At 50.8% G+C, this 17281-nt stretch carries 16 protein-coding genes and 1 pseudogene; 7 read left to right on the top strand and 10 right to left on the bottom strand.

Features of this window, described 5'->3' with window-relative positions; translation table 11 throughout:
* Nucleotides 1-269: 269 nt before the first annotated feature.
* The 3 genes from XI25_RS36825 to XI25_RS11700 all read left to right on the top strand — a co-directional run bounded on the left by XI25_RS36825 (nucleotide 270) and on the right by XI25_RS11700 (nucleotide 2635).
* On the top strand, nucleotides 270-353 hold the full coding sequence (locus XI25_RS36825) for a putative holin-like toxin (RefSeq protein WP_379249454.1): 84 nt from the start codon (nucleotides 270-272) through the stop codon (nucleotides 351-353).
* A 554-nt stretch (nucleotides 354-907) separates the two neighbouring features.
* Nucleotides 908-1873, top strand: coding sequence for a sugar kinase (locus XI25_RS11705; RefSeq protein ID WP_046678731.1), 966 nt, complete (start codon nucleotides 908-910; stop codon nucleotides 1871-1873).
* Between the two features lie 96 nt (nucleotides 1874-1969).
* Nucleotides 1970-2635, top strand: coding sequence for a bifunctional 2-keto-4-hydroxyglutarate aldolase/2-keto-3-deoxy-6-phosphogluconate aldolase (locus XI25_RS11700; RefSeq protein WP_046678730.1), 666 nt, complete (start codon nucleotides 1970-1972; stop codon nucleotides 2633-2635).
* Nucleotides 2636-2723: 88 nt separating this feature from the next.
* On the opposite strand, the gene XI25_RS11695 is transcribed toward XI25_RS11700, so the two are convergent.
* Nucleotides 2724-3326 carry a YitT family protein gene (locus XI25_RS11695; RefSeq protein WP_046678729.1) on the bottom strand — a complete coding sequence of 201 codons (603 nt, stop codon included), beginning with the start codon at nucleotides 3324-3326 and terminating at the stop codon, nucleotides 2724-2726.
* 203 nt (nucleotides 3327-3529) lie between these two features.
* Here XI25_RS11695 and XI25_RS11690 point away from each other — a divergent pair, with 203 nt between their 5' ends.
* From XI25_RS11690 to XI25_RS11680, 3 genes are all read left to right on the top strand, one after another.
* Nucleotides 3530-4447 (top strand): molecular chaperone DnaJ, encoded by a 918-nt coding sequence (locus tag XI25_RS11690; protein WP_046678728.1) that lies wholly within the window; start codon nucleotides 3530-3532, stop codon nucleotides 4445-4447.
* A gap of 130 nt (nucleotides 4448-4577) precedes the next feature.
* Nucleotides 4578-5435, top strand: a complete 858-nt coding sequence (locus XI25_RS11685; RefSeq protein ID WP_046678727.1) for a DegV family protein — start codon at nucleotides 4578-4580, stop codon at nucleotides 5433-5435.
* A gap of 199 nt (nucleotides 5436-5634) precedes the next feature.
* Nucleotides 5635-6063, top strand: coding sequence for a GDSL-type esterase/lipase family protein (locus XI25_RS11680; protein WP_052759563.1), 429 nt, complete (start codon nucleotides 5635-5637; stop codon nucleotides 6061-6063).
* A gap of 213 nt (nucleotides 6064-6276) precedes the next feature.
* Here the strand turns inward: XI25_RS11680 and XI25_RS11675 are convergent, their stop codons facing one another.
* From XI25_RS11675 to XI25_RS11650, 7 genes and pseudogenes are all read right to left on the bottom strand, one after another.
* Nucleotides 6277-6627: a DUF2512 family protein gene (locus tag XI25_RS11675; RefSeq protein ID WP_046678726.1), complete on the bottom strand. Its 351-nt coding sequence runs from the start codon at nucleotides 6625-6627 to the stop codon at nucleotides 6277-6279.
* Nucleotides 6628-6882: 255 nt separating this feature from the next.
* A pseudogene (gene glpX / locus XI25_RS11670) lies at nucleotides 6883-7859 on the bottom strand (class II fructose-bisphosphatase).
* 25 nt (nucleotides 7860-7884) lie between these two features.
* On the bottom strand, nucleotides 7885-8706 hold the full coding sequence (locus XI25_RS11665) for a pyruvate, water dikinase regulatory protein (RefSeq protein WP_046678725.1): 822 nt from the start codon (nucleotides 8704-8706) through the stop codon (nucleotides 7885-7887).
* Nucleotides 8707-8719: 13 nt separating this feature from the next.
* Complete coding sequence (locus tag XI25_RS11660) at nucleotides 8720-9277, bottom strand: CBS domain-containing protein (protein ID WP_046678909.1); 558 nt, start codon at nucleotides 9275-9277, stop codon at nucleotides 8720-8722.
* A gap of 148 nt (nucleotides 9278-9425) precedes the next feature.
* Nucleotides 9426-9602 carry a GapA-binding peptide SR1P gene (locus XI25_RS32090; protein ID WP_082112329.1) on the bottom strand — a complete coding sequence of 59 codons (177 nt, stop codon included), beginning with the start codon at nucleotides 9600-9602 and terminating at the stop codon, nucleotides 9426-9428.
* Between the two features lie 368 nt (nucleotides 9603-9970).
* Complete coding sequence (locus XI25_RS11655) at nucleotides 9971-10153, bottom strand: GapA-binding peptide SR1P (RefSeq protein ID WP_046678908.1); 183 nt, start codon at nucleotides 10151-10153, stop codon at nucleotides 9971-9973.
* A gap of 236 nt (nucleotides 10154-10389) precedes the next feature.
* Nucleotides 10390-12186, bottom strand: a complete 1797-nt coding sequence (locus tag XI25_RS11650) for a S9 family peptidase (RefSeq protein ID WP_046678724.1) — start codon at nucleotides 12184-12186, stop codon at nucleotides 10390-10392.
* Nucleotides 12187-12442: 256 nt separating this feature from the next.
* Between XI25_RS11650 and XI25_RS11645 the strand changes: the two genes are divergently transcribed.
* Nucleotides 12443-14770: a helix-turn-helix transcriptional regulator gene (locus XI25_RS11645; RefSeq protein ID WP_046678723.1), complete on the top strand. Its 2328-nt coding sequence runs from the start codon at nucleotides 12443-12445 to the stop codon at nucleotides 14768-14770.
* Nucleotides 14771-14945: 175 nt separating this feature from the next.
* On the opposite strand, the gene XI25_RS31275 is transcribed toward XI25_RS11645, so the two are convergent.
* Nucleotides 14946-16124, bottom strand: coding sequence for a GNAT family N-acetyltransferase (locus tag XI25_RS31275; protein ID WP_052759561.1), 1179 nt, complete (start codon nucleotides 16122-16124; stop codon nucleotides 14946-14948).
* A 135-nt stretch (nucleotides 16125-16259) separates the two neighbouring features.
* Nucleotides 16260-17267, bottom strand: a complete 1008-nt coding sequence (locus XI25_RS11635; RefSeq protein WP_200901411.1) for a hydroxyacid dehydrogenase — start codon at nucleotides 17265-17267, stop codon at nucleotides 16260-16262.
* Nucleotides 17268-17281: the final 14 nt, after the last annotated feature.

The raw sequence follows: 17281 nt of genomic DNA, 5'->3' as shown, positions 1-17281 counted from the left end.
AAATATCACTGATATTTACTATATCACAATCGAACAAAAAAGAAGCCTGTCCCGGTCCGGCACAAGCTTCTTGAATGAAAAACAATAAATCCTCCGGAGATTGCCAAAAAAACGTCTATTGACATGCTTTCAACGAGGTCATTCGTTTAAATGTTGAACATATTGTGAAAGCGTTTCCTGAAAATAGTTCTTTTTTTGTAAGCATTTGGCATATTATATATTACAATAGACCAGCTGGTCAGGGAGCGGCAGAACAGGAGGTGAGAACCATGGGCGTGAATGAAGCGCTGACCCTGATGATTTCGTTCGCCACCTTGGTTGTATCGATGCTTGCTTTTCATAATAAGAAATAGAGATTATTCGTCCCGAATCAATCTATTTCTTATCCTTGACTGGAAGCAATTAATCATCCGCCCATAGACCAACAGGCTATTGCCATTTCGGAAGCCGGCTGCCACCGGCTTCTGAATGCTGCCCTCATCCCCTGCTCCTTGGTACACAAAAATATCCTATTCGGGCGAAAATGCAAATATGACCTTGGGCTAGCTCTTTTTTGGCTGGAGCAGGGGCTTCGCTTCGGTTAGCAACTGGTTGAGCCTGTTTTCCGTTCCCCCGTACTGCTGCTTTGCCTGCTCCGTTGCAGCGCAAGGCCGAGCATCTCCAAGTCAGCCTCGCTTTTTTTATAATTCGCATGCAGAGCGGCCTTTTGAAAACCTCCCTTTAAAATCTCCGAACGATCCTTTCGCGATTTCCAGCGCCACAAATCACCCATTATTTCCCACGTCAAAAAAGTGCATGCCGTGCCTAATGATGACCTTTCGCTAAATCGCGTTTTTTATCATTGAGTTCTTTCCTGCAGAAAGGTAAAGTGAAAATAAAGAGCAAGAATGTGTGAGGAGGCACCTGTATGTCCATAGATCATAGCCGTTCATTTGATGTTATTACTTTCGGGGAATCCATGGGACTCTTCTATCCGGAAGGCCCTAAGGGGATCGGCCAGGGCGGAAGCATGGCCCAATCGTTCGGAGGGGCGGAAAGCAATCTGGCCATTGGGCTGGCCAGGTTAGGATGCACAGCCGGATGGTTCGGGCAGCTCGGCCGTGACCCGATTGCGCAGGGCATCGTGAAAGCGCTTCGGGGTGAAGGGGTTGATGTGTCGCGGGTCCGTTATACCGACGCGGCACCAACCGGACTGATGCTGCGGCAATCGGTCAGAGGCAAATCTTCCGTGTATTACTATCGTGCGGGCTCTGCCGCAAGCCAAATGACTCCCGACCTTGTCGATGCGAGTTATATTGCCGATGCAAGAATCGTGCATTTTACGGGAATTACAGCTGCATTGAGTGCCGGTTGCCTGGATACGATTCGCCGCGTTATCGCGCTATGTAAAGAAAACGGTGTCAAAATCAGCTTCGATCCGAATCTCCGCCTGAAGCTGTGGACGATCGAGGAGGCCCGCCCCGTCCTGCTCGAGCTGGCGCAGTCCTGCGACTATTTCCTTCCGGGATATGACGAATGCCGACTGTTATATCAGAGTGACGACGATCAAGATATATTCGACCGCCTTCGCCGGCTTGACGCATTGACGATTGTAAAAAGTTACAACGGCAGCAATGTCATCGTCAAACAGAATGAATTGTACTCGGTTCCCTTCGACCTGGTCGACAACGTCGTGGATACCGTCGGGGCCGGGGATGGTTTTTGCGCCGGGTTTCTTGCGGGACTGTCCAAAGGATATTCGCCGGAGGACGCGCTCCGGCTTGCCGGTCTGACAGGTTCCATGGTGATTGAGGCGCCCGGGGATTGGGAAGCGCTGCCCACTTGGGATGAAGTGGAGCTTCGCCGGGGCAATGCCGGACATATCGAGCGTTAAAGAGGATATTCGGAAGCATGCCGAAGCCCGATCTTTTTAACATGCAACCATGAGACAAATACGCTAAAAAACCAGGGAACGGGGAGAGAAAAAATCATGAGAAAACTGAAACTGATCCAGCAAATCCATGACGCCGGCGTTGTTGCCGTTCTGCGGGGGGACTCGCCGGAAGAAGTCGTCCGCATGGCCGAAAAAGCTATTGAAGGCGGCATCAAAGTCATTGAAATCACGATGACCGTCCCATTCGCAACCGAAGCGATTACAGCTTTGTCCAAAGCCTATTCGTCCTCGGAGCCGGGAGCGGACGATTATGCAATCATCGGAGCCGGGACGGTCCTTGATGCCGAGACCGCAAGACTCACGATTCTTGCGGGCGCCGAATTTGTTGTGGCACCAAGTTTCAACCGCGAAACGATTCAACTGTGCAACCGGTACCGGGTTCCGGTTATGCCCGGGGCCGTTACGGTTCACGACATTGTGGCATCCCTCGAGCTCGGCGTGGATGTGGTCAAGCTCTTTCCGGGGAACCTTTATTCGCCTTCCGTCATTCCTTCCATGCGGGGGCCCCTGCCGCAGGCGAATATTATGCCTACCGGCGGCGTGAACCTGGACAACCTCGGCGAATGGATCGCGGCGGGCGCCTTTGCGGTCGGCATCGGTTCAGACCTGACCAAAGAAGCGGTCAAGACCGGGAACTACGATTCCATAGCGGAAAAAGCCAGGGCATACGTCCAGGCTTTCAAGGCCGCAAAGCGATCATAAGAAATCAAACAACAGCGGCAGTCCGAGTTCCCATGCTTGGGCTGCCGTTTTATTAATTGGACTGAACTTCCCTTTTTTATCGCTTCTGCTACGAATTATTTTTTTCGGACCCATGCTTGAGGGTGCAAAGCCCCGTCGCCAGCCCGCCGGCCGCAATGGTGAACAGCGATTGGACAAAGGTCTCCCATGTAAGAAGAAAGCCGCCAACGCCGATAATCACCGCATCCATCAGCAAAATAATAAAACCAACATTGAGCGGCACGGACTTGGATATGAAATGCGCCAGTAAATCGGTTCCGCCCGTGCTTGTCTCAAAACGAAGCATAAGGCCGAGCCCCATCCCGATCAGGAATCCTCCGGCGGCTGCGCTCGGAATAGCCCCGAGCCAGTCAAATTCGCGGAAGGAAGATTGCAGCGGAGACAGCAAATCGATCATAAACGAGGAAATGAGCATCCCTGTGAGGCTGTTATAAAAAATTTCCCTGTTCAGAAGCCAGGCCGCCAGGAAGATCGGAACGCTGCATAAAATGATGACAAAACCGATGTGCATGTCCAGTACATAATTCGCGATCAGCGCGATGCCGATAATTCCTCCATCCAGCACCTTGTGCGGGACGAGGAATGCGTTGGTCCCGATCCCGATTAGCACGCTGCCGAATACCATAATGAAATACTTTAAAAAAATTCGCATGATGAACACTCCCAAAAATAGGAATGTCTATTCATATGCTTGTCTCTTATAAAAACTGAACCTCATGTCAGCTATTTGGCTAAAAAAAAATCACAAAATTATACTGCTGGCCGTGTGTCGTTAATTCGATTGTATCCGAATGCAGTTAGGCTTTATACTGGTAACTAGGAAACTCTCACAGTTATAGAAGAGGTGACTTGCTCATGGATCAGATGAAAGAAGCGTATGAGAAGCTCGGCCTTCCTGAAACGGCCACCCGGGAAGAGCTTGAGGACCGCTACACCCTGCTCATGCGTCAGGCCCGTTCCGAACAGCGGCGCAGCCCGGATAAGTCCGAGGAGATTGAAAAGCGCTTTGCCGAAGCTACCCAGGCCTACAATTATATTTTGGATGAGGAAAAGCGGAGATCGCTTGAAGAAATAAGCCGTAAAAAGTACGGCAAATTCAAGGGACTGGCCGGAACCGCCGAAAAGACGGAGCATTTCTTCCGTTATTATAGATACCATTTGCTTGGGGCCCTTGCCCTCATCGGCGTTATCGTTTATATCATCATCAGCATATTCAATCACCGGGCCGAACAAGAAAGACTCGCCAAGCTTCCGCCGGTCGATTTGTCGGTGATGTTTCTGGGTGCTTTTATGACCCCTGACGGCAGCCAGGACATGAAGCCGCTGGAAGATGCCATTCTGGCACAGTTTCCGGAATGGAAACGGGTAAGCATTAACGTGACCTATGTACCTCCGCTGGATTCGAACAATCCGAACGATGCGGCTCTTCTTCAAAAAGCGCTGCTCATCCTAACCACCGAGCGTCCGGATCTGTACATCATGGACGAGACGGCATTTAACTGGACGGGCAATCAGGGCATCGTGCGGAGTCTGGAACCCGAGCTGGAAGGCGAATTGAAATCACTGGTGTCACCCGATATGCTCAGGAAGACCAAGCTGGGAGGGGACACGGTTGAAAAGACATACGCCGTGGACATTATGAAAAGCCCTCTTAGCGAAGAACTGCCGATCGCGAAAAAGGAAATGATGGCCGGGATCCGCGGAGAAGCGGAGAACGAAGCCAACGCCCTCGCTTTCATCAAGCGGTATCTGGAAGAGGCAAAAAAACCTTGATCTGCCCCCCTTCGCGAAAAAAGCCCACGGTTGAAGAATTTGTTTCAATCCAGGGCTTTTTTCTTTTCTTTGAAAACATATCCAACCTTGATATAATAAAAGGAATTTGAAAGAACTAAGGGGAATGTACATGTCTGGAAAAATAAAAATATTTGCTGACAGCACCTGCGACTTGCCATCCTCGTGGATTGAAGAACATGACATCGGCATCATACCGTTGTATGTCGTATTCGGGGAAGACTCTTTACGCGACGGGGTCGATATTACTCCCGTAGAGCTATACGCAAAAGTTGAAGAAACAGGGAGCCTTCCGAAGACTGCGGCACCGTCGCCTTCCGATTTTATCGCCGCTTTTTCACCGTATGTGGACCGGGGAGAGGATATTTTATACATCAGCCTTTCGTCCGAGCTTTCCTCCACCTATCAAAACGCGCTGATAGCCGCAGGAGAAATGCCCCCCGGCAAAGTAACGGTCGTTGATTCGCTCAATTTGTCCTGCGGCATCGGCCTGCTTGTGATGAAAGCGGTGAATGCGGCCAATGAAGGGGCTTCGATACCGCAAATCGTGGATTTACTCAACAGCTATGTCGATCAGGTGGAATGCGAATTTGTTATTGATACGCTGGATTACTTGTATAAAGGCGGGCGCTGCTCCGGAATGCAAAATTTAATCGGAAGCTTGCTCAAGATCAGACCGGTGATCAAAGTGGTGAACGGCAGCATGACCCCGGCCTACAAGGTTCGCGGCAAGAAAGAGAAAGCCCTGGACCAGATGCTGGCCAATGCGCTGGAACACGTCCAGGATATGGATAATGACCTCATTATTGTTGTACATACGATGGCTGAATCGGAAGCACTCATGCTTCAAAAGGCTCTTCAGGAGAAGACGGGCGCCCGTAAGGTCAGCATTTCAACCGCCGGCTGCGTCATATGCAGCCACTGCGGCCCGCAAACGGTAGGCCTTATGTATACCAAGAAACCCCATTGACCAAAACTTAAACGATCCCGAAAGAAATTATAAGCCGGACCTGCCAATATCGGCCAGGATATGGTCGCACTGCTGCCGTGTTTTTGATAAATCCGGAACGCAAACGCATCAGGAGCATGCAAAACAGATATCGGATATCCACGGATCGTACCTGGGCCGGTCCCTTAAATCACTTTATTTTTGGCGATATGCGCTGGATTTGATTCTCCTTAATATGGATCAACTGGCAAGTCGAAAACCCGAACATATATTCATTCTGATTGGCAGCAATGATATCAAAATATCGGACAAGAAAGAATTCATGGCCAAATATGCGCAATTAATTGCCGGTATAAAGGAAAAGCTGCCGAATTCAAAAATAAACATCTTGTCAATTACGCCTGTTTCTGTTGATGCCTTGAACAAAGAGCCTAGCTATAAACGTATCCCGGAATATAACCTGTCTCTTCAAGAACTGGCTAGAACTGAAAACGTAAATTATATTGATTTAATGCCCATCTTCAAAAATAATGCGATCCCATATGCTTCGGATGGCATACGATTTAAAACGGACTTTTATCCTTTATTCCTAAACCATGTAAGAAAAACGTCTATCGACGTATTTTCTCAGAAGACAGACCGCATTTAGCGGAAATTTTTCTTGCGATATAAGGAAGCCCTTACCCAAGGAAAGTCAGCGCAAAAACAGGCCAAAGACCCGAAAGAGATTACTTTTTTCAAAGTATACGTCTTTCGGGTCTCACTTATCTGCACCGGTCCTTCATATTGCGCGCTTACCGGCCATGACAGGCAGCAGGAATGTAAACACCGATTCTGAATTCTTCATATCCGCAGGCGGGCCTTATATTCGAATTTTTCTCTCGCCTCTGAAATAATCGGTCCGGTACAGCATGGAATGAAAGAAATATTCAAACATGCCAAGCACCAGCGTAATCACGAGTATATCCCCGAGACTATGGTTCCACAGCGCAGTTCCGGAAATTCCCCACAGCAGAATAAACGCGAGAACGCCATCCACCGCGGTTGCAATCCAATTATTCGTTAGTGGCAGAACCACCAAATCTCCAAACATGTAGGCAATAACCGTTAGGGCCAGAGCCGTGCCTAGTGCGCCGATCCATGTCGCATCGCCCAGCAGCATCAGCAAGCCGACTACGATCACGCCGTTCCCGATCATTTTTATCAAAAACATCTTCACTTCCGGTCACCATCCCTTGCCTTCTGTTGTGAAAATATTAAACGACTGCCCTCTTTCGTTAAACAGACGGATCAAGGTCTGCTATCGTACGGACTTTCCTATTATGTCCTGCTTGGGATTTATTCAATGCATGAACGTTTTTGCTCTTCCTGTTTTTCGAGCAGCCGCTCCAGCATCTCCAAATCCTAGCCCATTCCTTTCCCAAAAACCGCAAAAAACCCCCGGCTTGATTCCGGGGGTTTTCTTAACTTATGAAGATGCAGCGGCCGGAAGGGAATGCTCATCCGGTCTCAAATGATGCACGCTGCGGATATACCGGATCGTACGCGTACCGGAGTACATCATGACCGAATGGGTTTCCGCGCGCGAGCCGGGCAAATATCTGACGCCCCTGAGAAAATCCCCGGGCGTAACCCCAGTAGCCACGAACAGGACGCCCTCTCTCCCGACCATATCGTCCATATCGAGCAGCCGATGGGGATCATTCAACCCCATCCTTTGACAGCGCGCATAGTCCTCAGCCGTTTCCGGTATCAGCCTGCCCTGGATTTCTCCGCCAAGGCATTTCAGGGCGGCAGCGGCCAGCACCCCTTCCGGCGCCCCTCCGGAGCGACGTAAAGATCGACTTCGCTGTCCGTGCATGTCTCAATCGCACCCATTACGTCGCCGTGGCTGAGGAGTTTGATCCGTACCCCCGACTTCCTGAGCACGGAAATCATTTCACTGTGCCGCTCCCGGTCCAGAATGGACACCGTCATGTCGGACAGCGCTTTTCCCAGATGCTCCGATGCTTTCCGGAGGGTGACTTCGATCGGGTCGTTCAAACTAAGCTTGCCTGTCAGCGCAGGGCCGACGGCCAGCTTGTGCATATAGATGTCGGGGGCATGGAGAAGACTGCCTCGGGGAGCCGCTGCAATAACCGACAAGGCATTATTCAAACCGTTCGCCACGGTTTCGGTTCCCTCCAGCGGATCCACAGCCACGTCCATTTTCGGCCCCCTGCGGTTTCCGATCTGCTCGCCAATGTAAAGCATGGGAGCTTCATCCATCTCCCCTTCCCCGATCACGACCACGCCATCCATCGCCACAGTATCGAAATGCAACCTCATCGCTGAAGTCGCCGCCCCGTCGGCACTGTGTTTGTCTCCTCTTCCCGTCCAGCGGGCGGATTCCAGTGCCGCTTCTTCCGTTATTCGAACAAGCTCCAATGCCAGTTGGCCCTCCATTCGCATATCCTCCTTTTTAAGCTCTTTAGAATGCCTCTTTCAGTTGAAGAGAATTTATGATAAGTCCGGCCGTTTCTTCAATGGCTTTATCGGTCACGTCAATGACGGGACAGCCCAGTTCCGCATACAGGCGGTGGGCATAATCCAGTTCTTCCCGGATCCGCTCCATGGCCGTATACTGTACTTCGTAAGGAAGTCCCATGACCTTCAGGCGCTCCGTCCGGATCTTCAGCAGATGCTCAGCGTCCATCGTCAGTCCGAACACTCTCCCGCCGGCAACTTCCCGCAGCTGTGAAGGCGGCGTCAATTCCGGAACGACCGGGTAGTTGACCGTCTTGTAACCCTTGTGCGCCAAGAACATCGACAGCGGAGTCTTGGAAATGCGGGACACGCCCAGCAGTACCACGTCGGCCTTTAAAATCGCGCTGACATCCTTGCCGTCATCATATTGAACGGCAAATTCCATCGCTTCCACCCTGCGGAAGTAACTTTCATCAAGCCGGTGAAGCAGCCCCGGAAGCCGTTTGGGATAGCCGTTAAACGTGTCCGCGAAAGCCTGCATCATCGGCCCCATAATATCGACGGCACGGACATTCAACCGGACGGCCTCCTCGCGTATGGCTTCCCGAAGCTCCGGCTGAACCAGCGTATAAGCGACAACGCCTCCTCTTCCCGCAACCTCTTCCATCAACTGCGTGACTTCATCTTCCTCGCGGACATTCATAAACCGCTTGATTTCCGCATCCGATAATTCGAACTGGCGCAGAGCAGCCTGCACGACCGCTTCGGCGGTTTCGCCAATCGAATCCGAACATATCGCTATGAATTGAGCCGGTGCCTGATTCATCCCATTCCTCCCACTATTCCTCTGCTGCCCACCCGAGCAACATTTTAATGATATTTGTCTTGGTAATGCGCCCCACCACTTTCCAATCGCCGGGGTTGCCTGTATCCGATTCCACGACCACCGGCAGGCTGTCGATCTGATGGGCAATAATTTTTCTCGCCGCATCCAGCACGGTGTCCTCCGGCTGCACGGTCGTCACATTGGCCCGACGGGTCATTATGAGACTTACCGGCATCGTGGAGGCGGTCGGATTGCCGAGGGTCACCTTCAGCAGGTCCTTCCGCGAAACGATACCGGCCAAGTGTCCGTCCGCATCGGTAACGATCAGATTTCCGACGTTCTCCAAAAAAAGCGAAACCACCGCTTCATGGATCGTCGTCGTCTCTCTAACGATAACCGGAACGCTGTGCAAATCCCCGACCTTCATCTTCAGCAGGTGAAGTTTCTCTTCCTTTTCGGCGGTTCCCCGGTTTCCAAGAAAGTACCCGACCTTCGGCTTGGCGTCAATGTAATCCAGAATGACAAGCTTGGATAAATCCGTCCGAAGCGTTGCCCTGCTTACGTTCAGCATCTCCGCGATTTGGTCCCCCGTGATGGGTGCGTGTTTTTTACGATGTTTACGATTTCTTTTTGTCTCGCTGTCAGTTCGATAGCTTATCCCTCCTGCTTCCGGCATTCTGGTCGGCACCGCTTATCCGGAAAATGGCCACCCGCCCCGATTACCTGGAATCGGGGGTATTGCCGCCGCATTCTTCCTTTCCGCAAAAACCATGGATAATCTTTACCCCGTTCGTGGGAAGCGTATCGATTACCTCATTGCAGCCGGAGCAAACGATAAGCCCCATATCCGTCCCTTGGTCACCTTGGTTTGTTGCCATGTTCATGAATGTTCTCATTTGTTGTTCCTCCTTCGTGGATTTCGTGAGATCGATGTGCCCGCATTCATGCTAACCGTTTTTTCTTTTGTCGATATAATACGTCATATATATTTTTTATGCAACATATATTTAACCCGAATTGTCCTATTTGACATAAATATATTCTTTTAATCTGATTAAAAACGGTTATTCACTTTATATAAAACCTTTATTCCTCATGATTAATACATCATAAATACAATATAAATTCCACTTATTTTCAGCGTGTTTTCTGCCTTTGGCCGCAATAAGGGACGGCCGCAGGAAAATCCTCCTGCCGGCCGTCCCTATCGTCATGCATATGCTAATTCAGAATATCCAGGCGCCTTCTTATCCCGCGTTCCCGCTCACAAATTCTCGGAGTCCGTGTTCTTGCACGTTTCCCTGCCGCATAAGCCGTGAAAGATTTTCACCCCGTCCGTAGGCAGGGTATCAATCAGTTCCTCACAGTTTCTGCAGATGACAAGACCCATATCCTTGCTGTGGTCGCCATGGCTTGCCTTCAATTCACCGTTTGCGAGCGTTTTCATCTTATTCCTCCCCAATTTTTCATTTTCGGCTTTCGAAAGCGCTGATTTCATGCCTGGCGACTTTCGAATCACGGAACCTCGCATCATGATAACGCCTAGCTAACACTAATGTATTGCCGCCGAAAACAACTTATGAACAAATCAGGTCCCCAAAGTGGTTTAACTTGAAAAAGCGACGGCAGGCCGAGATTATCCCTCGTGCCTGCCGTTTTGATTTTAAAAGAATAAATGACTTCTTATTTGCAGCGGTTCAAAAATTCAACCATCCGTGAATAAGCGATCTTTTCATTCGCTTTTTTGGTAATGCCGTGCCCTTCGTCCTCAAATACGATATACTCGACATCGCGCCCCTTGGAACGCAAGGCTTCCACGATTTGGTCGGATTCCTCCTTGACGACCCGAGGGTCGTTGGCCCCCTGGATGATAAGCATCGGATTCACCATGCCGTCGAGGTAGGTGATCGGGGAATCCTTGATGAACCGCTCCCGGTCGCGTTCCGGATCGCCGATCCAGCGTTCCATGATCGGTTTCCAATGCTCCGGCACGGAATTGTAGAACGTAAACAGATTGCTGACCCCGACGATATCGATGGCGGCACGGAAATACTCCGGATTGCGCCCCGCCAGCAGCAGCGTCATATATCCGCCATAGCTGCCGCCCATGACGAACAGCTTCTCGCGGCTGGAAATGCCCTGTTCGAACAACCAATCCATGCCGGCCAGGCAGTCCTTGCGCGGGCCTTCGCCCCAGTCCTGCTCCACCAGCTTGACGAACGTGCTGCCGTAGCCGGTGCTTCCCCGAAAATTCGGGCAGAAGATGTTATAGCCCTGCGCGAGGATATATTGGAACATGGCGCGGAACTGCTTCCGTTCTGCCGCCTGCGGTCCGCCGTGCGGCCAGAAGACGGTATAGCCGTTTGCCGTTTCATCCTTGGCACGGTACAGCAGCGCTTCGATGTCCATGCCGTCGAATGATTTGTACGTCACCGTGTCGGGATAAACCAAATCTTCCTCGGAAAGTCCGGTCATCACGTTTCGGGTGAGCATGGTCCACGTCCCGTTTTCATAACGGTAGATGTTGAACGGCTTCACCGCCCCCCGGGCCAACACATACAGATTTCCCGATTTCGCTACCGTCAGCTGCTCCACGATATCGGACGGAAGCGGAATCGGTGTCAACTCCTTGCTGTCAAGATTGTAAGCGTACAGCCCGTCTTCCACGCCTTTGTCCGTCACGATGTATAGCGTCCGGGAATCTTTATGATAGCGCAAGGAATCGACGCTTTCGCGTTCCAGATGAAGCAAGGGCTTGAATGTACGGCTCGGAATGTCGTATTCCGCGACATATGTGTGCTCCGAGTCATAATTCGTCGCAAACAGCACATGATCATTGCCCGTAAACACCGCTCCCCCGGCAATATGAACCTGCTCCGGAGAAGGCGTCAGGCACGCGTCTTCCTCCCCTTCACGGCTCAAAAAACTCACATAATATGTATTCGCATACATTTTGGAATAAATGAAACTCTTCTCGTCGGGACTGACTGCCGCCAATTCGGTTGTCGTTTCCTTCCCTTCGATCAGCAATTTGTCTGCCTTCGATTCCAGGTCATACACCCGCGAATTCAAAAATGACGGATTATCCTTGGACGTGCAGTAATACATCCGTTTTCCGTCCTCAGACAAATGGACGAAATAATGCTTGTCGTCCGGCGTAGTTCCGTCAAACAGCGGCAACGGCTCCCCGCCGTTCCAGCGAAGGGCGTGAAACTGGTAATTTTCGTTGCCGTCCCGGTCAAACGCCGTTAGGATATGACGGCCCTCGGGGTCCATTTTAATGAAACTGCAGATCTGATCGTTGTACGTAAGCGGAAAAGGATAAGCCGTTTCCCCCTTTAAATCCATGGCCCACAGATTGTATTTGCCGTTCAGGCTGCTGCTGAATGCCAATCGCGATTCATCGGCGCTCACGCCGAAAGTTCGGATAACATACGTTTGAAAAAACTGCTCCACATCCGGCTTCGGAAATTGGATCATTGACGCTCCTCCCCTGTTTCACCTGATATTATCCACAGGTTAATAAAACTAAGACTATAGTACCTATAGATGAATCAATTATATAGTAAGGAGCTGGGAAAAAAAACTATTCAACGAACATGATCTTGACTGGCTCTCGGAATGTCGGCTTCCAGTCAGGTCATATAACTTGAATCCCATTGAAAAGGCTTACAACCGATGATAAGCTTAAAGGACTTCTATACTAATTTATGTCGATGCTGGGAAGTGTGGGCCATTGTTCTCTGACAACAACAAGATAAAGAAAAAGATTGCGGCAAGGTTAAAAAAACGAAACAGCGTCTATGCGATTTTCCTCCTGTCCTACGTGTCCATCCTGATCGTTACGCTTTCGAGCGCATTTGTTTATTACGCAAAAATCAACAAGCAGATTACGATGCAAACCGAGCTGTCCACGGTAACCCTGCTGGGGCAGCTTAAAACGGACATCGAGGATGAGATCCAATACATCAAGGAACTGAGCAACGATTTGGTGTTCAACTCCAAGCTTGAGCAGATCGCCAAGGGCGTTCCTGCCTACACCTACGCGGAGCTGATGAAGGATATGTCAAGCAAGCACAAGCCGCGCGAGATGCTGTTCGATTATTTAGTATACATCAACGCCACGGATGAAATCGTAACCCCGAATATTAAAATGAAGGCGCGCAAATTTTTCAACCTGATGTACGAGTTTGTCGATCTGGATTATGACGCCTTCGATCGGGAATATTTGCACGGGTATCATTTTCAGGAGCTCATGCCCATCCAGAAAATGAATCAATACGACAGCCAAAAGGTGGATGTGCTTCCCTACATCCAATCCTTCCCCATGAGCTCCAAATCGGAGCCGCTGGGACAGGTCATCTTTTTTATCGATGCGGGCAACATGTTCTCGATGATCCATCAGGTGCACCAGGTCACAAACTCGAACATTTACGTGCTGGACGAACAGGACCGCGTGATTCTCAGCTCGCAGGACGCACCGCCGATCAATGCGGAGAAGCTGGAAAGCTTCGGAAAGCTGACCAACACCCGGCATGAGATCACGAACAAAATCGTTTCGGAAAATAACGGGTGGAAGTATATCGCATCCACGCCGAAAAGCCTGTATTTCAAAGAAAACTTCAACTATCTGATGAATTTCATAGCGATTTTTCTCATTTATCTCGTGGCAGGCCTGATCTTCGTACGCTACCTGGCTAAACGAAGCTACAAGCCGCTGAAGGAGATCAATGACCTGATCCGGGTGCATACGCAGGCATCCCCAGGGGGAAAAAACGAATATGAAAATATCAAGAAAACGATCGTGGACCAGATTCAGAACGACAAAGAGCTGAATGAAGTCATCGAAAAACAGCTGCCCATCGTCCGCAGGGACTATTTGCTGCACCTGATCCGCGGCATGGTAACCCAATATGACGAGGTTCCGCAGCAGCTCCGTTCCATCGGGATTCATTTCACCTCCGATACGTTCCTGATCGGGGCGCTGGAAATCGATATGGACAGCCCGTTCTTCATGAATAACAGCAACATGTCGGAGAAGAATCTGTCCCTTGCCAGGGTCGTAGCCGAAAACGTTAGCTGCGAGCTGATGAAGGAGCACTTCACCTGCTACTTTCTCGACCTGGGCCGCAACCAGTCCATGTTCCTGCTCAACTTGAAAGAAGGTTCGCCGTCCGAAGCGGTCAGCATCGCCAAGAAACAGGGAGACGAATTCATCAGGTTTGTCTATCAATTTTACCAATTGAACCTCAATGTCGGCCTGAGCTCGCCGTATACGGAACTGAAAAACATGCCTACTTGTTTTGACGAGGCCAAAAAAGCGCTGGAGCACAGCAAGCTGAGGGATGTGAATGAAGCTGTCGGTTTTGGGGATTTGGGCAATCTGACCTTCGATTACTACTATTCCATGGAAAGCGAGCATCAGCTTGTCAACTTGCTCAAAAGCGGACAATATGAACAGGCCAAGCAGTTTCTAGGCAATATAATGGAAGTCAACGTCTCCAAAAATATTAGCGCAAATGCCGCCAAACTTCTTTTGTACGAGATGGCGTCGACCTTGATGAAGGTCAAGAATTTCTTCCTGGTCGCCAAAGGGGAAGAGCCTGCAAGCAACGAGTTTGTGATCGAGGCGATGCTTCGGCAATCTCCTTCCATGGAAGCGGCCAAACGCCGATTCTTGGAAACGATCGATCATATGTCGGCCCTTACCGAAAACCAGAACGTAAGCAAAACCGAAAAACTCGTGAACCGGATTGCCGAATACATTAACGAGCACGCCGGGGATAACTGGCTGGACCTGAATATGCTGTCACAGGAATTCGAGGTCACGCCGCAGTATATCTCCAACGTGTTCAAGAAATACAAGCATGAAAACGTCAAGGATTACATTGCCAAGCTGAAGCTCCGCGCAGCCAAAGAGCTGTTGGTCACGACGGAACTTCCGGTTCGCGAAATCGCCGCCCGTCTCGGTTATGCGACGGAAGCGGGAATCATCCGCCTGTTCAAAAAATATGAAGGCGTAACCCCGGGCGATTTCCGGATCAATGCAAGACGGAACGAATAAGCTCCGATTTCATTGAGATTATCACACAAAACGGCTCCGCTGTCCCATCAAGGGAAAGCGGAGCCTTCTTTTATGGATATGAAATTGCGGCAGGAACGGGCCGGCAATAACGCGCTCCCGGTACCATAAGCGAAAAGCGGTACGGCGGTACGCCGGCTGCTTGCGGTTTACCGGTTTAACAACCGTCCTGCAAAGGGGAGTAAAGCGGCAGCGGAAACCAGGCCGGGAGTTTGTATTCCGAGCTCTCCCCATAACCTGTCTTGGACTTCATGTACCCGCTGAGCGGAGAAAACAACAATGCCGTCGCATCCCTGGCTGTCAATACGGCATCAGGCTTGATCCGGGGATCATCGGACTCATGGCGGTTCACGGTGATCTGGCCGTTATGGACAACCATTTCCACGGTTTCCCGATCCTCGATCCGAAGCGTAAACGCGCCGTCCGGCAGCTTTGTCCCCACGGCTTTGCATTTCATGAACGCCTCGATGACGGAAGCATAATTCACGATATTGTAGCTGAGGTTAAATCCCATGCCGTACATATCGCATACGCCGCCAAGAAGCGCGATTTTATCACGGTCAAATGCAGGCAGCGAAAACCGCAGTTCGTTCGGCTTTTTAAACTCCATCAGCGATTTGCAGACCAGCGGCAGCAGAGCCTTATCCGTCAACTCGATTTCAAAGACCATGCCTCCGCCCCGCGACACGCTCAAGTAGCCGACAAACTTCCCGTTCTGAAGAACGGCATAAGGCACGGCATTCCAGGTCCTGAGGATGTCGGCAAACGATTCCTTGTCCCTGGCTCTGCTTATCATGCCCTTCTGATAAAGGGCAAACGATTCATCCAGCAGCAAAGACGGACCGGACAGCTCTTCAAACGAAATGCCGGTTGCATCCAGGTGTCTGTATTTATGGCGGACATTATCTGCCGTCAGCGTAAAATCAAGCTTGATCCCTGCCGGCTCGTAGCCAAAATATTCATACCGCTGTCGCTGTCCGCCGAGAACGCTGTAATCATACCCTCCCGTCTTCATATCCTCCAGCGCGTAGGCCATAAGCTTCTGCATGTATCCCTTGCCCCTTGCCCGGGGATGAACCGCTACCGTGCCGACGCAGCCGGCTTTGAGCTCTACGCCGGCGACGGAAAAGCGGACCGGCAGCACGCAGAGCATGGCGCGGATTTTGCCTTCCTCCTCAACCAGATAGTGATACTGCTGCGTCTTTCGTCCCTCGCCGTACAGCTTCGGAACCAGCCTCGCAAAGTCATGCGGCTCGCTTGACTGGCTGAATACGTAATCCGCAAAATCAACGATGTCCTGAGCATCCTCAAGCGTTCCCTTACGGTACTTCTCCATAGTTTCAACCTCCCGGTATGTATGTAAGTCGTAGCGGCAGTAATGCTCCCCTCGTCTTTCCTTAAGGGCGATGGCACTGCCTGGTGAAAAATATAATGGGCGGCTGTTGTGCCGCCCCGGCTTCCATATAACGCATTAGTGAGTAGACATCTTGCCGGCGTAGGCCTGATCGATCTCGCAGCGGAGCGGCTCGCCCTTCAGAAAACGGCGGATATCATCAATGAGCGCCTGAACGACGACAAGGCGCCGGTCGATCGTCGGTCCCCCCATATGAGGCATCAGAATCGCGTTATCAAGCCCCATCAGCGGATGGCCTTGCGGCAAAGGCTCAACCTCGTAGACATCCAGTACCGCGTTGATCTTTCCTTCCGCAAGGACACGGCACAGCGCCGGTTCGTCGATCACGGCGCCGCGGGCCGTGTTGATCAGGAGCGAGCCTTCCGGCATCATCCGGAGCAGCTCCTCGGTAATGAGGTGGTAATTTTCCTTTGTCATGCCGCTATGAATGGATACGATATCGCAGGTCGAAAAAATTTCGGGAAGATCGGCTTTCTGCATGCCGTGTTTGTCCAGCTCCTCCTGAGCGATGTGGCGCGAGAACACTTTGATTTTCACATTGAACGGCTTAAGCATTTGCACCACCATTTTGGAGATCATGCCGTAGCCGACGATTCCGACGGTACGATCGAGCAGCCCTTTATTGTAAAAGCTTGTCGGCCAGATTCCGTTCTTCAAATCGGAAGAATAACGAGGGATGTCGCGCAGGGAAGCGAGAGCATAGGCAATGACGCTTTCCGCCACGGATTGGGCAAATACCTCGTTGCCGCTGACGACCGTTACGCCCTTTTCATACACCGCGTCCGAGACATACGGTCTGACCGAGCCCCCGGTATGCGCTACCATCTTCAGCTTTCCGGCATGGCTCATCACCTCTTCGTCCAGTACCGGGGTTCCCCAGCCGGTCACCAGAATATCGACATCCTTGATCTTTTCGCAAATTTCTTCTTTCGTAAAGTGCGCGGTCGTGCTTTCGTTCCAGATTACTTCCCCGATTTCTTTCAGCTGCCGAATCAGATTTTCGTTAAAAAAAGTATGGAAGATTTCCGTTTTCGGCATGGTAACGAGAATTTTGAAAGATTCCACTGCATGTCCACCTT

This window comes from Paenibacillus sp. DMB20 (assembly GCF_000987955.1).
Taxonomy (GTDB): domain Bacteria; phylum Bacillota; class Bacilli; order Paenibacillales; family Paenibacillaceae; genus Paenibacillus_AQ.
This window is presented reverse-complemented; position numbering and strand designations above follow the sequence as displayed.

Bases quoted from the DNA above. Each gene is read 5' to 3' on its own strand.
- XI25_RS11660 (WP_046678909.1), bottom strand. From the start codon at position 9,277: ATGCTGAACGTAAGCAGGGCAACGCTTCGGACGGATTTATCCAAGCTT.
- XI25_RS32090 (WP_082112329.1), bottom strand. From the start codon at position 9,602: ATGAGAACATTCATGAACATGGCAACAAACCAAGGTGACCAAGGGACG.
- XI25_RS31275 (WP_052759561.1), bottom strand. From the start codon at position 16,124: ATGGAGAAGTACCGTAAGGGAACGCTTGAGGATGCTCAGGACATCGTT.
- XI25_RS11655 (WP_046678908.1), bottom strand. From the start codon at position 10,153: ATGAAAACGCTCGCAAACGGTGAATTGAAGGCAAGCCATGGCGACCAC.
- XI25_RS36825 (WP_379249454.1), top strand. From the start codon at position 270: ATGGGCGTGAATGAAGCGCTGACCCTGATGATTTCGTTCGCCACCTTG.
- XI25_RS11705 (WP_046678731.1), top strand. From the start codon at position 908: ATGTCCATAGATCATAGCCGTTCATTTGATGTTATTACTTTCGGGGAA.
- XI25_RS11675 (WP_046678726.1), bottom strand. From the start codon at position 6,627: ATGTTTTTGATAAAAATGATCGGGAACGGCGTGATCGTAGTCGGCTTG.
- XI25_RS11665 (WP_046678725.1), bottom strand. From the start codon at position 8,706: ATGAATCAGGCACCGGCTCAATTCATAGCGATATGTTCGGATTCGATT.
- XI25_RS11650 (WP_046678724.1), bottom strand. From the start codon at position 12,186: ATGATCCAATTTCCGAAGCCGGATGTGGAGCAGTTTTTTCAAACGTAT.
- XI25_RS11685 (WP_046678727.1), top strand. From the start codon at position 4,578: ATGTCTGGAAAAATAAAAATATTTGCTGACAGCACCTGCGACTTGCCA.
- XI25_RS11690 (WP_046678728.1), top strand. From the start codon at position 3,530: ATGGATCAGATGAAAGAAGCGTATGAGAAGCTCGGCCTTCCTGAAACG.
- XI25_RS11700 (WP_046678730.1), top strand. From the start codon at position 1,970: ATGAGAAAACTGAAACTGATCCAGCAAATCCATGACGCCGGCGTTGTT.
- XI25_RS11695 (WP_046678729.1), bottom strand. From the start codon at position 3,326: ATGCGAATTTTTTTAAAGTATTTCATTATGGTATTCGGCAGCGTGCTA.